This window comes from Brevundimonas sp. CURTG3B2_SDJG (genome assembly GCF_057364705.1).
The window spans coordinates 1-14,992 of record NZ_JBNFOJ010000042.1; the positions used below are offsets into that span (position 1 = coordinate 1).

Sequence of the window (14,992 nt, forward strand, 5' to 3'; positions counted from 1 at the left end):
CCGCCGGAGCGGGCGTCGGCGTGACCGTCTGGGCCTCGGCCGGCGGGGGCGGCGGGGGGGCGGCGCCCACCGGGCGTCTCGGAGAAGATCAGCCGGCTGACCGATCCCCCTCTCGAAAGGGTGACGTAGTCCGGGCCGACCGCTTGCAGGACCAGGCCGGGGCTCCGACCTCCTCGCCGACGCCGACCGAGAGCTGGCGGCCGTCCGGCTAGGCCGATGATGGCCGATCCGCCCCCCGGGCCGCCGGCGCGCACGCCGAACAGCCGCATCTGGCTGGAACCGGCCGCGGTGGCTTCGGCGTAGCTGCTCTGGCCGCCGGTGCGGAAGAAGGCGTCGAAGCGCTGGAAGATGGAATAGTCGGGCGGCGTCACTGGGCGCTGGGCGGCGGCCGAAGCGGGCGTTCCCTGCGGCGCGGCCAGCATCCAGACCAGCCGCCCGGCCTGCACCGCCAGAACGGCGACGAGAAGAATCTCGAGCGCGGGGCGCAGACGGGCCGGCCGGGCGACGACGCCGCCGACAGCCTCCCTGGCCCGATCGCTCCACTCGCGGAATACGCCGTTCACGATGACACGCCCGATCAGGCCCCGACGGCCCGGAAGCGTTCCTAGCCAATCGTCCGGGTTCGGGCTTCACGGCCGCATGACGGCCCAGCGAACTTGCCGTGACGGTTGCGCCGAGCGCGGACGAACCGTCTTCAAAACGTCACGGGAGCCGGCGACGCGCCGGCTCCCGTGTTTGCGCTAGAAGCGGGCGGTCAGGCTGACCGAGCCGCTGGTCCCCAGGTCGTAGCCGTTGATGACCACCCGGTGGCCCATCTCCTGGTACTCCAGGAACTGCTCGCCCAGCAGGTTGCGCAGTTCGACCGCCACGCCGTAGTCGCGGCCGGCGTACTCGAAGTCCTTGCGGTAGACGAAGTCCAACTGGACGCCCGGCTCCTGGATCAGGTCCGGCTCGCCCGGACGGCCGCGGGCCGAGGTGCGCTCCGAGACGTAGTTCAGGATCAGGGTCGCCTGCGACCGGTCGGTGTCGTCTTCCCAGCCCAGCTGCAGGTTGGCGACGTGCTCGGACTGGCCTTGCAGCCGGCTGCCGTCGACGACGTAGAACGAAGCCGGCTGCGGCACGCCCAGGCTGTTCTGGGTGACGACCATGTCGCCGGCTTCGACGTTCACCTGAGAGTCTGAATAGGTGTAGTTGCCCTGCACCAGCCAGCGCTTGTTGGCGATCCAGTCCATGTTCGAGTCGAACACGAAATACTTCTTGGCCTCGAACTCGAAGCCTTGGACCACCGCGTTGGGCGCGTTCAGGAAGGTTTGCGAGATCGACGAGCCCTGATCCACCACGCTGGCTTCGATCGGCTTGTCCAGATCCTTATAGAAGATCCCGGCGGTCACGTACTGCTCGCGGGCGAAGTACCATTCCCAGCGCGCGTCCAGGTTCAGGATCTCGGTATCGACCAGATAGGGGTTGCCGATGAAGGTCCGATCGCTTTCGACGTCCGTGTACTGCTGCGGAGCCAGCTCGCGGAACTGCGGCCGACCGATGGTCTGCGACGCGCCCAGACGCAGCTGCATGTCCTCGGCGAAGTTCCAGGTGATCGTCCCGGCGGGGAGGAAATACTGCTCCTCGATGCGGGTCGGCAGGAAGCCGGTGGAACCGCCGAACAGGTCGCGCGGGGTCACTTCCTGCTCGCCGTCCTCGTAACGGACGCCCAGGTTCAGATTGACCAGCGGGATGATCTCGGCCGCCACCTGGGCGTAGGCCGCGTTCACCGTCAGCTGGCCGTCGAAGGCCGCCGCGCCGTTCGAGCCGGTGATCTCTTCCAGCTGCAGGTACGGGCCGATGTTGAAGTCGGAGAACAGGTAGTCGACGCGCGATTCCAGCTGGTCGGCGCTGAGACCGTTCGGGGCGATGAAGCGCAGGGTCCGCTGCAGCGAGTCGCGGTTGTTGTCGTAGTGCGACACGCCGACCGAGAAGACCGCCTCGCGGGCGTCCGACAGCGGCAGGGTCCAGGCCAGGTCGGCGCCGCCCGACAGCACGTCGTCGTCCAGTTCGCTGAACGAGATGGCGTTGGTCTCGATGTCGTGGATCCAGGCGCCGGCGACGTTCTGGCCGTAGCCGAACCGGGTCTCGTACGGTGCGTCGCGCGAGGTCTTGGCGTAGGCCGCGCGCCAGGAGAAGTCCCATTCGCCGGCTTCGCCGAACTCGTGCTCGCCAGCCAGCTGGGTCGAGAACAGCTGGCGCACGAACCACTCGGTGTAGTCGGTGCGGCGCTGGCCGCCCGAAGCGTCGTCGAAGCCGGCTTCCGAGCGGGCTTCCTTGGTGACGTTGCGGACGTAGAGGTTCGTCCAGGTCACGGTGCTGGTTTCGCCGGTCAGGCTGATGGAGCCCAGCAGGTTCAGGGTGACGTCGTTCTGGTTGGATTCGAAATCGAAGTCGTTGGCCGTGACCAGCACGCCCGCGTCGACGCGGCCGCTCTGGCGCACGCCGCTGCGGCCGTTCCAGCTGTTGTCATAGCCGGCCACGAAAATCCCGCCCAGGGTGCCCAGACCGGTCTCGGTGCTGCCGCCGCCCGTGAAGCGCAGGCCGAAGTTGGCGGGGGTGGTCTCGCGCTGGAGCAGACGGAGGGGCGCGTTCACCAATGACTGGCCCATCACGCGCAGTTCGTCGGCGGTGAAGTTGCCGGCCGAGATCCGCCGGCCCGAACCGAAGGCCAGGCTCACCGGGCCGGGCACGTCGCGCGTGCCGTCGTCGAAGCCTGTGAAGTCGGTGCGCGAACCGTAGTAGATGAGCCCTTCCTTGCCGGCGGTCTCGGTATTGCCGCCCACCGAGGCCTGCATGCTGAAGAACGGCTCGGCCGGGGCCTTCAGCGTCTGAAGGTCGATGACGCCGCCGCCGAACTCGCCCGGATACGAGACCGAATAGGTCTTCTGAACGGTCACGCCCGACAGGACTTCAGAGGGGAACAGATCCAGCGGAACGACGCGCTGCAGCGGTTCCGGGCTGGGCAGGGGCGAGCCGTTCAGCAGAGCCGACGAATAGCGCTCCCCCAGGCCGCGGACATAGACGAAGCGCCCCTCGACGATCGACAGGCCGGTGACCCGCGCCAACGCCTGGGCGGCGTTCGAATCGCCGGTCCGCTCCAGGTCCTCGGACGTCAGGAAGGCGGCGACCTCGGGGCTCTCGCGGTTCGGCTGGGGAATGTAGCGGCCCAGCACGACGATCTCGCCCAGGTCGGATTCTTCCTGAACCTGAGGCTCGGCCTGTTCGGCCGGCGTCTGCGCGGTCGGAGCGGTCTGGGCGAAGGCGACGCCCGGCGCGACCACGGCCGTGGTGGCGAGCAGCAGTCCGCTCAGGGAGAGGGTACGGGTCTTCATGGGTCTGCGCCTCGAAGGGATCAACGGAGGTGTTCGGCGAACCGGGCGGCGGCGATCACGCCGCCGCCCGTCCATCCGTCGTCAGCAGGTCAGGCTGGGCTGGGCGGTGCTGGCCGCCTGCAGGCCGCAGGTCCAGCCCTGGTACCAGGTGTCCGCCGCGTTCCGGACCGCGCCGATGTAGGTCACCGCCTGGAAGAAGCCGTAGACCCCCGGAGCGTTCGTCGGAGCCACCGCGGTCTCGTTGGCGCCGTTGATGAAGGCCAGGCTCTGGGCCGTCAGCGTCGCGCCCGCCGGAGCCGTCATCGACGACGTGCCCGCCGGGGTGTTGCCGGTGTTGGTGGCGGTGATGAACACCGCCTCGGTCGCGGCGGCGTTGATGTTCGTGTCGTTCTCGTACGGACGGTTGCAGGCGAAGAAGACGCTGCGGAAGACCGGCGCGTTGGCGACCGTCTGGGCGTCGTCGATGTCCAGGCAGGCCGCGGCCGAGGTCGTCGGGTTGGTGACGATCGAGTTGATGATCGACGGCTGGGTGCCGGTGTTCAGCGTCAGCAGGGCGTCGGCGGCCACCGCAGCGTTGCGGCCGACGATGGTCCAGTTCGAGACCTTGGGCTGGGCGTAGTACGGGCTGGCGGCGGTCGCGCTGGCCGCCGACCACTCGAAGCCCCGGCTGCCGTTGGTCACGGCCGTGGCGCGCTGGGTGATGATGCCGAACTGGGCTCCGCCACGCCAGCCGGTGTCGGTGTCCAGGCCGTCGTCGTCGGCGCCGTTGATGACGATGTAGCGCAGGTTGACGTTGCCGCCGAAGATTTCGATGCCGTCGTCGGAGCTGTTGTACGCTTGGACGTATTCGACCGTCGTGCCCGAGCCGACGCCCGCCAGGGTCAGGGCCTGAAGCTCATTGTTCGGCGCGATTTCGAAGCCCGAGTACTTGATCTGCACATAGCGCAGACGGCCCGAATTGTCCGACGGGGTGTTGCCGCCGTAGTTGGCGCTGGTGCCTTCGACCTGGCCGACGCAGGCGACGTTCGGGGCGACGACGCCGCCAGGGCAACCGCGGTGGGCGCACGGCCGGCGAGAACGATGCCGCCCCACTGGCCCTGGGAGTTCTCGGTGGTCGTGCCCTCGACGTTGGCCCGGCTGGTGAAGACGATCGGGTTGGTGGCCGAGCCTTCGGCGAAGATCTGCGAGCCGCGGTTGACCAGCAGATAGTCCGAACCGCTGGAGCCGAAGATGCGCACGCCCGCCTCGACGGTCAGGATGCCCTGGGCGCCGCCGGCGACCGGGGCGGCCGGATCGGCGCCCAAGTCGACGCCGACCTGGGTGCGGCCGCTGATGGCGTAGATGGTGCCGGCGCGCAGCGGCACGGTCAGATTGCCGGTGATGGTGGTCGGCAGCTGGCAGACCCGCAGGGTGTTGTTGGCGATCAGGCCGACGTTGCTGAAGCCGGTGGGGCAATCCGCGGCGGGCGTGCCCGGAGCCGGATTGCCGGGGTTGCCCGGGTTGCCCGGGTTGCCCGGGTTGCCGAAATCGCCCTCGCCCGGCGAGGCGACTTCGGACGAACCGCAGGCGGCAAGGGTCAAGGCGCTGGCGGAGAGGGCGAGCAGGGTCGTCAGTCGGAAGCCGGTCATCGGTGTCACCATGTCTGGTCGTGTTGAGCGTTCGACAGGCGGGACCGGAGGTTCATCCCCTGGTCGCGAGACACACAGCCCCCTGCCCTCACCGGTCGCTAGCCGCCGGATATGACAGCGGGGCCGCGCCACGGTGACGGTTTCGGCGCGGTTCCGTGAAGTTGTCGTCGCGGATCGATGAAAGTCCGTCCCGACACGATCCAATCGTCACAAAGTCATGGTTGAGGAGGTTCGCCGGCCCCCGCTAGGGAGCCTCGCCTCGCGGGAGACGCGCCTTGGAATCCGTCGTGATCGCCGCCGTGCTGGGAGGTCTGGGGCTGCTGGCGGGCAGCTTCCTGGGCCTGGTCAGCCTGCGTCTTCCCCGGAGTCAGCCGGTGGTCGCGGGACGGTCGCGCTGCGCCGGCTGCGGGCGGACGCTGGCGCCCTGGCGTCTGATTCCCCTGCTCAGCTACGCCTTGTCCATGGGGCGCTGCACCGAGTGCGGCGCCCGCATCCCGATCCGATACCCCTTGATGGAGGCGGCGTGCGCCGGCGTCGGCGTCTGGGCCGCCCTGGCCGGACGGGATCCGGTTCACGCCGCGCTGACGGCCCTGCTGGGCTGGCAGCTGCTGCTGATCGCGGTGGTCGACGCCGAGCATTTCTGGCTGCCGGACGCCCTGACCCTGCCCCTCCTGGCGACCGGCCTGGCCGGCGCGGCCTGGATGGCAAGGGCGTTCCCCTGGACGCGCTGATCGGCGTCGCCGTCGGCTTCGGCGGACTGTGGGCGCTGGCCAAGCTCTATCGCCTGTTTCGCAAGCGGGACGGGCTGGGCGGAGGAGACCCGTTCCTGCTGGCGGGCGGCGGCGCCTGGGTCGGCTGGATCGGCCTTCCCTCGGTGCTGATCTGGGCGGCGGCGGCGGGGCTGAGCGTCGCCCTGGCGCTGAAAGCCGGCGGACGCCGCGTCGACGGCGCCACCCGCCTGCCCTTCGGGGTGTTCCTGGCGGTCGGAATCTGGGCGACCTGGTTGATCGGACCGCTGGGCCTGGTCAGCCGATGACGGCGGTCGTCTCGATCTCCAGCCGGGCGGCGTCCTCGATCAGGCTCTTGACCTCGACCACCGCCATGGCCGGGTAGTGCGGCCCGATCCGCTCACGCCAGACCGCGCCGATGTCGCGCAGGCTGGCCAGGTATTCGCGCTTGTCGACCACGAACCAGGTCATCCGCACGATGTGCTCGGGCCCGGCCCCGGCTTCGGCCAGGACCGCCAGGGTGTTGTCGATCGTCTGGCGGAATTGGGCGGCGAAACCCTCCGGGAAGACGCCCTTGGGGGTCCAGCCGATCTGGCCGGCGACGAAGACCGTGCGGCCTTCGGCCAGGATTCCATTGGAGTAGCCCTTGGGCCGGGGCCAGCCCTCGGGCAGCAGCACGCGGTTCATCGGACGGTCTCCACGAAGGGCGCGATCCGGTCGCGCAGGGCCTGGGGCCAGGGTTCGGGCTTCAGCGCGCGACCGACATGCACGAGGGTCTGGGTCGCCTCGAAGCGAAGCGCGCCGCCGCATTCGATCCGGTGCCTGAGGCCGCAGGAGGCGCCGCCCAGCCGGGTGACGGTCAGAAAGAAGGTCAGGTCGTCCTCCAACCGCGAGGGCGCGATGAACCGGGCCTCGACCGCGGCCGTAGGCACGCTGAGGCCCCGGTCCTGGTGCAGCTCGCGGAAGGACAGGCCCAGGCGTTGCGCGAACCAGTCCTCGACCACGCCGTTCAGCATCTCGAAATAGCGCGGGAAGAAGACGATGCCGGCGGCGTCGCAGTCGGCGAACCGCACCCGCCGCTCGGCGGTGAACACCTGACCCGTCATGCGTCCCCCTTCAGCCGGAAGCGCTGCAGCTTGCCGGTCTGGGTCTTGGGCAGGGCGTCCACGAACTCCAGGGCGCGCGGGTATTTGTAGGGCGCGATCTGGCCCTTAACATGCTCCTGAAGGGTGGTTCTCAAGGCGCCGGAGGCGGCATGGCCCGGGTTCAGGACCACGAAGGCTTTCACGATCTGGCCACGCTCCTCGTCCGGCGCGCCGATCACCGCGGCCTCGGCGACGGCGGGGTGGCGCAGTAGAGCGTTTTCCACCTCGGGGGCGCCGATGTTGTAGCCGGACGAGATGATCATGTCGTCGGCGCGGGCCACGAACCAGAAATAGCCGTCCTCATCCAGCCGGTAGACGTCGCCGGTCAGGTTCCAGCCGCCCTGGACGTAGTCGGCCTGACGCGGGTCGTCCAGGTAGCGGCAGCCGGTCGGCCCACGCACCGCCAGCCGGCCGGTCTGGCCGGAGGCCAGCGGCCGTCCGGCCTCGTCGACGATCCGCGCCTCATAGCCCGGCACGGCCTTGCCCGTCGCGCCCGGGCGGATGTCGTCGCCCCGGGCCGAGATGAAGATGTGGATCATCTCGGTCGAGCCGATGCCGTCCACGATGCGCACCCCGGTCGCCTCGCGCCAGGCGTCCGAGGTGGCCGCCGGTAGGGCCTCGCCCGCCGAGACGCAGGTGCGCAGAGACGACAGGTCATGATCGCCAGTCAGCTTCAGCAGGGCGCGATAGCCGGTCGGGGCGGTGAAGATGGCGGTGGCCCGGTGGCGCGCGATGGTTTCGGCCAGGGCGTCGAAGCCGGGGCGCGGGGGGAACGCGGTCGCGGCCCCCGCCGCGGCGGGGAAGACCACCAGCCCTCCCAGCCCGAAGGTGAAGGCCAGCGGCGGGGTGCCCACCACCACGTCGCCCGGCGCGAGGTCCAGGGTGTGGCGCGCGAAGGTGTCGGCCATCGCCAGGACGTCGCGATGGAAGTGGACGCAGCCCTTCGGCTTGCCGGTGGTGCCCGAGGTGAAGGCGATCAGGGCGGGGTCCTCGGCGGCGGTGTCGACGGCTTCGAAGGCGACGCCGGACGGCAGGGCCTGGGCGGCCTGCTGCAGCGTCGTTGAATCCATGACCCGGACCAGCGATGTGGAGGCCGTCCGGGCTTCGGCGACGGCCTCGGTCAGGGTCGAATAGACCAGGGCGTGGCTGACGCCGGCCTTGTCGATGACGGTCGCCAGCTCGGCGGCGCGCAGCATCGGCATTGTCGCCACCACCACGCCGCCGGCCTTCAGGATCGCGAACCAGGCCAGGACAGTCCAGGACGCGTTCGGGCCGTGCAGCAGGACGCGGTTGCCCGGAACCAGGCCCATGTCCTCGACCAGCACCCTGGCCATCCGGTCCGAGATCGCGTCGACCCGGCCCCAGTTGAACGCATGGTCGACGTCGCTCAGCGCGCGGCCGTCCGGACCGGCGGCGGCGATGGCGCGGCGCAGAAGCTCCACGCCCGCGTTCATCCGCTCGGGATAGGCCAGCTCCGGCAGGGTGAAGATCAACTCCGGCCGCTGGTCCGCCGGCGGCAGGCGGTCCAGGACGAAGCGGTCGAGATGGGCCGTCTCAGCCATGCACGCGCTCCGTCATGGCCGCCAGCGCCTGGCGGGCGATGACGATCTTCTGAACCTCGGAGGCGCCCTCGTAGATGCGCAGCGCCCGGATCTCGCGGTACAGCCGCTCGACCGGGTGGCCGGCCGTCACGCCCAGGCCGCCGAACAGCTGCACGGCCTGGTCGATCACGGCCTGGGCCTCGTCGGTGGCGTAGAGCTTGGCCATCGCGGCCTCGCGGGTGACCCGGGGCGCGCCCTGGTCCTTCAGCCAGGCGGCGCGGTAGATCAGCAGGGCCGAGGCGTCGATCTTCAGCGCCATCTCGGCCAGGGACGCCTGAACCAGCTGCAGATCACTCATCGGGGCGCCGAACAGCCGGCGTGTCGTGGCCCGCGCCGCCGCCTCGTCGAAGGCTCGTCGCGAGAATCCCAGGGCGGCCGCGGCGACCGTCGAACGGAACACGTCCAGGGTCGCCATGGCGATGCGGAAGCCCTCGCCGGGCTGGCCCAGGAGCCGATCGCCGTCGATGCGGCAGCCGTCGAACCGGATCGTCGCCAGAGGATGGGCCGCCATCAGCGGGATGCGTTCGACGACCTCGAAGCCCGGCGCCTCCGCGTCCACGACGAAGGCGCCGAGCCCCTTGGCGCCCTCCCCCTCACCCGTTCGGGCGAAGACGACGTAGCGGTCGGCCAGGCCGCCGTTCGAGATGAAGGTCTTGATCCCGTCCAGCACCCAGCCGTCCCCGTCCGGCCGCGCGGTGGTCGCCAGGGCCGCGACATCGGAGCCGGCCTCCGGCTCGGACAGGGCGAAGGCCGAGATGATCTCGCCGGTCGCGACGCCGGGCAGCCACCGCGCCTTCTGGTCGGGCGTTCCGAACAGGCTGATCGGGCCGGAGCCCAGCCCCTGCATGGCGAAAACGAAGTCGGCCAGACCTGAGCGGCGGGCCAGGGCCTCGCGTGTCAGGCACAGGACGCGGACGTCCAGCTTCCCGTCCGCGTCCGGCACGGCGTTCCTGAGCCAACCGCCGCCGGCCAGGGCCTTCAGAATCGCGCGGCAGTCGCCGTCCAGGTCATGATCGCCGTGGAGATGGAGCACCTCGCCCTCAGCCTCGGCCCAGGCCTCGAGATCGGCGGCGAACGCGCGGTGACGGTCCTCGAAGAAGGGCCAGTCCAGGAAGCTGCGGTCGGCCATGACTCAGTTCCCCTCGAACACCGGCTCGCGCTTGGCCGCGAACGCCTCGTAGGCCCGGCGGAAGTCGTTCGTCTTCATGCAGATGGCCTGGGCCTGGGCCTCGGACTCGATAGCGGCGTCCAGGCTCATGTCCCATTCGACGTTCAGCTGGTTCTTGGTGATTCCGTGGGCGAAGGTCGGCCCCCGGGCCAGCGACCGCGCTAGCTCCAGCGCGGACTCCATCAGGCCCTCGGGCTCGACCAGGCGATTGTGGAAGCCCCAGCGCTCGCCCTCCTCGGCGGTCATCACCCGGCCGGTGAAGAGCAGCTCCGACGCCCGGCCCTGGCCGATCTGGCGAGGCAGGATGGCGCAGGCGCCCATGTCGCAGCCCGCCAGGCCGACGCGGGTGAACAGGAAGGCGGTTTTGGTCCGCGGCGTGGCGATCCGCAGGTCGGAGGCCATCGCCATGATCGCCCCCGCTCCCACGCAGACCCCGTCCAGGGCCGCGATCACCGGCTGCGGGCAGCCGCGCATGGCCTTGACCAGGTCGCCGGTCATGCGGGTGAAGTCGAGCAGGGCCGGCATGGCCATTTCGGTCAGCGGCCCGATGATCTCGTGCACGTCGCCGCCCGAGGAGAAGTTCCCGCCGGCGCCGGTGACGATCACCGCCTTGCAGTCCGAGGCGTGGACCAGGGCGCGGAACAGGTCGCGCATCTCGGCGTAGGACTCGAAGGTCAGTGGATTCTTCCGCTCGGGCCGGTTCAGGGTGAGGGTGGCGATTCCATCGTCGCCCACCGACCACAGGAAATGCCTGGCCTCGTACGCGCGCGCCTTCATGAGTTCGTCTCCTGGTGATCGGCGGACTGGATGGAGCGCTTGGTGCGGTCCAGCAGTCCGGTCAGGTCCTCGGCCTCGCCGTCGGTCAGGCCGGCGAACAGGCCTTCGATCCAGCGTTCGTGCGCCCGGGCCATGGCGGCGAAGCGGGCCTTGCCCTCGGCGGTGAGGCGCACCCGCTGTACGCGGCGATCCGGACCCGGCAAGTGCTGGATCAGGCCGTCGGCCTTCAGGCGCTGGGCCAGGCCGGTGATGTTGCCGTTGGACACCATCAGCATCCGCGACGCCTCGCCCATGGTCAGTCCCGCTTCGCCCGCGCGGTGCAGGGCGGACAGCATGTCGAAGCGCGGCAGGGTCGAGCCGAACTCGTCGCGCAGTCTTTGCGACACGCGCTGCTCGATCGCGGTGGAGCAGGTCAGCAGCCGGAGCCACAGCCGGAGCGCGCGCTTGCCGTCGGGCGCTCCGCCCAGTCGATCGGGAAGGGCGGCGGCGCTCACGGCTCGCCCCCGGCGATCGGGATCGCCGCGCCGTTCACCCCCGAGGCCCCGTCGCCGCACAGCCAGACGATGGTCTCCGCCACCTCGTCGGGGGTGATCAGCCGACCCTGCGGATTGGAGGCGGCGAGCGCCGCCCTGGCCTCGTCCTCGCTGCGGCCGGTCTTGCCGACGATGGCCTGGACCGAGCGGGCGACCAGGTCGGTGTCGGTGAAGCCCGGGCAGACGGCGTTGACCGTGACGCCCTTGGACGCGACCTCCAGCGCCAGCGCTCGGGTCAAGCCGACCAGGCCGTGCTTGGCCGCGACATAGGCCGACACATAGGCGTAGCCCTTCAATCCGGCGGTGGAGGCGACGTTGACGATCCGCCCCTGCCGGCGGGCGATCATGCCGTCCAGCACCAGCCGGATCGCCTGGACGGGCGCCTCCAGGTTCAGGGCCAGCATCGCGCGGAGGTCTTCGCCGGAGGCTTTCAGGAACGGCGCGGACGAAGCGCCGCCCGCGTTGTTCACCAGGATGTCGACGGGACCGAAGCGGTCGCGGCCGGCGTCGATGGCGGCCTCAAGGGCGTCGGGATCGGTGACGTCGCCGGGCGCGGCGAAGGCCTGGTCTCCGATGCGGTCGGCGGTCTCCGTCAGGCGTCCTACATGGCGGCCGATCAGGGTGACCCGGCAGCCGGAGAGGGCCAGCAGCTCCGCCGTCGCCCGCCCGATACCCGACCCGGCGCCCGTCACCACCGCGTGGCGTCCGTCCAATGTCATACCGGCCCCGCCTGCTGCTGCTTCTCGAGATTGCGGGCCAGTTGGGCGAAGCCGGCCAGATAGGGGTCGGGCGGCCGCTGGCCGCGCCAGCCCAGTTCGGCGGCGGCCCGCAGGCTCCAGTTCGGGTCGGCCAGGTGCGGCCTGGCCAGGGCGCACAGGTCGGCGCGGCCGGCGGCCAGTATGCCGTTCACATGGTCGGGCTCGAAGATGTTGCCCACGGCCATCGTCGCCACCCCCGCCTCGTTGCGGATGCGATCGCTGAGCGGGGTCTGGAACATGCGGCCGTAGACGGGCTTGCCCTCGGGCGTCGTCTGCCCGGCGGACACGTCGATCAGGTCGCATCCGGCGTCGGCGAAGGCGCGGGCGATGGCGACCGAGTCCTCCGGACTGAGTCCTTCGTCGCACCAATCGGTGGCCGACAGGCGCACCGACATCGGCTTGTCCTCCGGCCAGGCCGCCCGCATGGCGTGGAACACCTCCAGCGGATAGCGCAACCGGTTCTCGACCGGGCCGCCGTACTCGTCGGTCCGGCGGTTCGACACCGGCGTCAGGAAGGACGACAGCAGATAGCCGTGGGCGCAGTGCAGCTCGACCATGTCGAAGCCGGCCTCCTGGGCCCAGCCGACGGAGCGTACGAAGTCGGCCTTCACGCGATCCATGTCCTCGCGGGTCATCTGGCGCGGAACCTGATCGGCGTCGGACCAGGGGATCGGCGACGGCGCGATCAGCTCCCAGCCGCCCTCCAGAAGCGGCAGGTCGGGCCGCGGTCCCCAAGGCCGTTCCACCGAGCCCTTGCGGCCGGCGTGCGCCAGTTGGAGGGCGATCCGCGATCCCTGGCCGTGGACGAAATCGACGATGCGTTTCCAGGCGTCGCGGTGCTCGGGCCGATACATTCCGGCGCAGTGGGGCGTGATCCGGCCGTCGGCGGACACATCGGTCATCTCGGTGAACACCAGGCCCGCCCCGCCCATGGCGCGGCGCCCAGGTGGACCAGGTGGAAGTCGCCCACGAGGCCGTCCTCGGCCGAGTACATGCACATGGGCGAGACCACGACGCGGTTCGGCAGGGTCAGCCCCCTCAGGCGCAGCGGCGCGAACATCGGCGGTGGCGGGGCCTTGGACGGCGGCGCGCCGGCGCCGTCGGCGAACCAGCGCTCGACGCCGGTCAGGAAGTCCACGTCTCGGAGGCGCAAGTTCTCGTGACTGACCCTCTGGCTGCGCGTCAGCAGGCTGTAGGCGAACTGCAGCGGCTCCAGGCCGACATAGCGCTCCAGGTTCTCGAACCACTCCGTCGAGTTCCGCGCCGCGCTCTGCAGCTTCAGCACCTCGACCCGGCGCTCGGCCTCATAGGTCTCCAGGTCGCGATCGCCGGTCAGGGCCTCGGCCAGGCGGATGGCGTCCTCGAACGCCAGCTTGGTGCCCGAGCCGATCGAGAAATGGGCGGTGTGAGCCGCGTCCCCCATCAGCACCACCTTGCCGTCGCGCCAATTGGCGCAAGCCACCCGCGGGAAGTTCAGCCAGGCCGAACCGCGCAGGTGCCGCGCGTTGCTCATCAGCGAATGGCCGCCCAGCCAGTCGGCGAACAGGGTCTCGGCTTTCCGGCAGGTCTGGTCCTGATCCATGGCGTCGAAGCCCAGGCCCCGCCAAGTCGCCTCTGTGCACTCGACGATGAAGGTCGAGGCGCCCGGTTCGAACTGGTAGGCGTGGGCCCAGATCCAGCCGTGCGGGGTCTCGACGAAGGCGAAGGTGAAGGCGTCGAAGGCCTGGGTCGTGCCCAGCCAGACGTATTTGTTGGCGCGGACATCGACGTCGACGCCGAAGGTCTCGGGGTCGGCGTTGCGCACGCGGCTGTTCAGGCCGTCGGCGGCCACCACCACGTCGGCGTCCAGGGCGCGGGCGTCCTCGACCTCGTGCTCGAACCGCAGGTCGACGCCCAGCGAGCGGGCGCGGTCCTGGAGGATGTTCAGCAGCCGCTTGCGGCCGACGCCGGCGAAGCCGTGCCCGCCGGACCGGATCGTATGGCCGTGGATATGGACGTCGATATCGTCCCAATGGACGAAGGCCGCCTCGATGATCGCCGCCGTCTCGGGGTCGTTGGCCTTCAGATTGGCCAGCGTCTGGTCCGAGAAGACCACGCCCCAGCCGAAGGTGTCGTCCGGCCGATTCCGCTCGTAGACCGTCACCTTCAGCGCCGGATCGCGCAGCTTCAGCGAAATGGCGAGGTACAGGCCGCCCGGTCCGGCGCCCACGACGGCGATGCTCTGGACAGCTTCCCGCGACGACATATTTGAAGCTTAAAATAAACCTGACAGTTCGTCCAGAGCGATAGACGGTCCCCGCGGGCGCGACTAAGTCTCGCGACATGACGCCGATGACGCTTACGGGTTTCGGAGCCTATGCGCCGCGTGAGCAGCGCCCCTCCTCAGAACTGGACAAGGTCTTCGGACAGGCGGCCGGCTGGACGGAAGGCCAGTTCGGAATCGCGGCCCGGGGCGTGGCCGCGCCGGACGAGACCACCTCCATGATGGGCGCCGAAGCCGCCCGCCGGGCCCTGGCCATGGCGGGCTGGGAACCGGCGGACCTGGACGTTCTGATCGGGGCCTGCGGGGTGATGGAGCAGCCGATCCCGGGGACCTCGGTGCTGATCCAGGAGGCGCTGGGCCTCGGCAAGTCGGGGGTCTGGGCCTTCGACGTCAACCAGACCTGCCTGTCGTTCGTCACGGCCCTGGACATCGTGGCCATGGGTTTCGAGAGCGGCCGCTTCCGGCGGGCCCTGGTGGTGTCCAGCGACATCGCCTCCGCCGGACTGGACTGGGACACGCCTGCATCGGCCGCCATCTTTGGAGACGGGGCCGCGGCCGTCTGCGTGGAGGCTGGAACCGATCCGTCCGGACCCGGCCTGCTGGCGCGCGGCTTCGAGACCTATGGCGAAGGCAAGGACCTGGCGACCCTTCGCTCGGGCGGGACCCGCATCCGGATCGAGCACGGCTTCGAGGCGCTGGCTGACGGCGCGCGCTTCCACATGGACGCCTTCGGCATCTTCAAGGCGGCGGCGCGGTCGCTGCCGGTCCTGATCGACCGCATCCTGGGCGAGGCGGGTCTGACGCGCGAGACCGTCGGCCTGATCGTGCCCCACCAGGCCAGCGCGCCGGGGCTGGAGCATGTGCGCCGGCTGATGGGCGGCGATCCCGGCCGAGTGGTGGACATCTTCGCCGCGCGGGGCAACCAGATCGCCGCATCCCTGCCCCACCGCCCTGGTCGAGGCGCAGGGCGCCGGACGGTTGCCGCCCGGCAAGACCGTGCTGCTGCTGGGCACGCGG

The 14,992-nt window shown here is 70.3% G+C and carries 16 protein-coding genes and 1 pseudogene; 4 read left to right on the plus strand and 13 right to left on the minus strand.

Annotation, left to right across the window (positions count from 1 at the left end):
• The 4 genes from AC2W7C_RS04430 to AC2W7C_RS04445 all read right to left on the minus strand — a co-directional run.
• The coding region (locus AC2W7C_RS04430) for a type II secretion system protein N (protein ID WP_486000357.1) at positions 1-563 on the minus strand (563 nt) is incomplete at its 3' end.
• Between the two features lie 177 nt (positions 564-740).
• Entirely contained in the window at positions 741-3,374 is a 2,634-nt protein-coding gene (locus AC2W7C_RS04435) for a TonB-dependent receptor domain-containing protein (protein ID WP_486000358.1), read from the minus strand.
• An 81-nt stretch (positions 3,375-3,455) separates the two neighbouring features.
• A complete protein-coding gene (locus tag AC2W7C_RS04440; protein WP_486000359.1) occupies positions 3,456-4,313 on the minus strand; it encodes a hypothetical protein in 858 nt (285 codons plus the stop codon).
• On the minus strand, positions 4,256-5,002 hold the full coding sequence (locus AC2W7C_RS04445) for a hypothetical protein (protein ID WP_486000360.1): 747 nt from the start codon (positions 5,000-5,002) through the stop codon (positions 4,256-4,258). The genes AC2W7C_RS04440 and AC2W7C_RS04445 overlap by 58 nt, the downstream gene beginning before the upstream one ends.
• 275 nt (positions 5,003-5,277) lie before the next feature.
• Here AC2W7C_RS04445 and AC2W7C_RS04450 point away from each other — a divergent pair, with 275 nt between their 5' ends.
• From AC2W7C_RS04450 to AC2W7C_RS04460, 3 genes and pseudogenes are all read left to right on the plus strand, one after another.
• Positions 5,278-5,733: a prepilin peptidase gene (locus tag AC2W7C_RS04450; RefSeq protein ID WP_486000361.1), complete on the plus strand. Its 456-nt coding sequence runs from the start codon at positions 5,278-5,280 to the stop codon at positions 5,731-5,733.
• A gap of 35 nt (positions 5,734-5,768) precedes the next feature.
• A pseudogene (locus AC2W7C_RS04455) lies at positions 5,769-5,855 on the plus strand (prepilin peptidase); the annotation flags it as partial.
• Positions 5,856-5,876: 21 nt separating this feature from the next.
• Positions 5,877-6,038 carry a hypothetical protein gene (locus AC2W7C_RS04460; RefSeq protein WP_486000372.1) on the plus strand — a complete coding sequence of 54 codons (162 nt, stop codon included), beginning with the start codon at positions 5,877-5,879 and terminating at the stop codon, positions 6,036-6,038.
• On the opposite strand, the gene AC2W7C_RS04465 is transcribed toward AC2W7C_RS04460, so the two are convergent.
• The 9 genes from AC2W7C_RS04465 to AC2W7C_RS04505 are packed head-to-tail and all read right to left on the minus strand — an operon-like array spanning position 6,028 to position 13,957.
• Complete coding sequence (locus tag AC2W7C_RS04465; protein ID WP_486000362.1) at positions 6,028-6,417, minus strand: RidA family protein; 390 nt, start codon at positions 6,415-6,417, stop codon at positions 6,028-6,030. The genes AC2W7C_RS04460 and AC2W7C_RS04465 overlap by 11 nt on opposite strands.
• Positions 6,414-6,836: an acyl-CoA thioesterase gene (locus tag AC2W7C_RS04470; protein ID WP_486000363.1), complete on the minus strand. Its 423-nt coding sequence runs from the start codon at positions 6,834-6,836 to the stop codon at positions 6,414-6,416. Before AC2W7C_RS04470 ends, AC2W7C_RS04465 begins: the two co-directional genes overlap by 4 nt.
• Positions 6,833-8,437 (minus strand): benzoate-CoA ligase family protein, encoded by a 1,605-nt coding sequence (locus AC2W7C_RS04475; protein ID WP_486000364.1) that lies wholly within the window; start codon positions 8,435-8,437, stop codon positions 6,833-6,835. The genes AC2W7C_RS04470 and AC2W7C_RS04475 overlap by 4 nt, the downstream gene beginning before the upstream one ends.
• On the minus strand, positions 8,430-9,605 hold the full coding sequence (locus AC2W7C_RS04480) for an acyl-CoA dehydrogenase family protein (RefSeq protein ID WP_486000365.1): 1,176 nt from the start codon (positions 9,603-9,605) through the stop codon (positions 8,430-8,432). Before AC2W7C_RS04480 ends, AC2W7C_RS04475 begins: the two co-directional genes overlap by 8 nt.
• A gap of 3 nt (positions 9,606-9,608) precedes the next feature.
• Positions 9,609-10,421 carry an enoyl-CoA hydratase family protein gene (locus AC2W7C_RS04485; RefSeq protein ID WP_486000366.1) on the minus strand — a complete coding sequence of 271 codons (813 nt, stop codon included), beginning with the start codon at positions 10,419-10,421 and terminating at the stop codon, positions 9,609-9,611.
• Entirely contained in the window at positions 10,418-10,915 is a 498-nt protein-coding gene (locus AC2W7C_RS04490) for a MarR family winged helix-turn-helix transcriptional regulator (RefSeq protein ID WP_486000367.1), read from the minus strand. The genes AC2W7C_RS04485 and AC2W7C_RS04490 overlap by 4 nt, the downstream gene beginning before the upstream one ends.
• On the minus strand, positions 10,912-11,673 hold the full coding sequence (locus tag AC2W7C_RS04495) for an SDR family NAD(P)-dependent oxidoreductase (RefSeq protein WP_486000368.1): 762 nt from the start codon (positions 11,671-11,673) through the stop codon (positions 10,912-10,914). The genes AC2W7C_RS04490 and AC2W7C_RS04495 overlap by 4 nt, the downstream gene beginning before the upstream one ends.
• Positions 11,670-12,644, minus strand: a complete 975-nt coding sequence (locus AC2W7C_RS04500; RefSeq protein WP_486000369.1) for an oxidoreductase — start codon at positions 12,642-12,644, stop codon at positions 11,670-11,672. Before AC2W7C_RS04500 ends, AC2W7C_RS04495 begins: the two co-directional genes overlap by 4 nt.
• On the minus strand, positions 12,611-13,957 hold the full coding sequence (locus AC2W7C_RS04505) for an FAD-dependent monooxygenase (RefSeq protein ID WP_486000370.1): 1,347 nt from the start codon (positions 13,955-13,957) through the stop codon (positions 12,611-12,613). The genes AC2W7C_RS04500 and AC2W7C_RS04505 overlap by 34 nt, the downstream gene beginning before the upstream one ends.
• 86 nt (positions 13,958-14,043) lie before the next feature.
• On the opposite strand from AC2W7C_RS04505, the gene AC2W7C_RS04510 reads away from it, so the two are divergent.
• Positions 14,044-14,992, plus strand: a 949-nt coding sequence (locus AC2W7C_RS04510; RefSeq protein ID WP_486000371.1) for a 3-oxoacyl-[acyl-carrier-protein] synthase III C-terminal domain-containing protein, incomplete at its 3' end; no start/stop codon positions are given.

Excerpts from the sequence above, each read along its gene's own strand:
- AC2W7C_RS04470 (WP_486000363.1), bottom strand. The coding sequence starts at position 6,836 with ATGACGGGTCAGGTGTTCACCGCCGAGCGGCGGGTGCGGTTCGCCGAC.
- AC2W7C_RS04505 (WP_486000370.1), bottom strand. The coding sequence starts at position 13,957 with ATGTCGTCGCGGGAAGCTGTCCAGAGCATCGCCGTCGTGGGCGCCGGA.
- AC2W7C_RS04435 (WP_486000358.1), bottom strand. The coding sequence starts at position 3,374 with ATGAAGACCCGTACCCTCTCCCTGAGCGGACTGCTGCTCGCCACCACG.
- AC2W7C_RS04480 (WP_486000365.1), bottom strand. The coding sequence starts at position 9,605 with ATGGCCGACCGCAGCTTCCTGGACTGGCCCTTCTTCGAGGACCGTCAC.
- AC2W7C_RS04465 (WP_486000362.1), bottom strand. The coding sequence starts at position 6,417 with ATGAACCGCGTGCTGCTGCCCGAGGGCTGGCCCCGGCCCAAGGGCTAC.
- AC2W7C_RS04485 (WP_486000366.1), bottom strand. The coding sequence starts at position 10,421 with ATGAAGGCGCGCGCGTACGAGGCCAGGCATTTCCTGTGGTCGGTGGGC.
- AC2W7C_RS04475 (WP_486000364.1), bottom strand. The coding sequence starts at position 8,437 with ATGGCTGAGACGGCCCATCTCGACCGCTTCGTCCTGGACCGCCTGCCG.
- AC2W7C_RS04445 (WP_486000360.1), bottom strand. The coding sequence starts at position 5,002 with ATGACCGGCTTCCGACTGACGACCCTGCTCGCCCTCTCCGCCAGCGCC.
- AC2W7C_RS04495 (WP_486000368.1), bottom strand. The coding sequence starts at position 11,673 with ATGACATTGGACGGACGCCACGCGGTGGTGACGGGCGCCGGGTCGGGT.
- AC2W7C_RS04500 (WP_486000369.1), bottom strand. The coding sequence starts at position 12,644 with ATGGGCGGGGCGGGCCTGGTGTTCACCGAGATGACCGATGTGTCCGCC.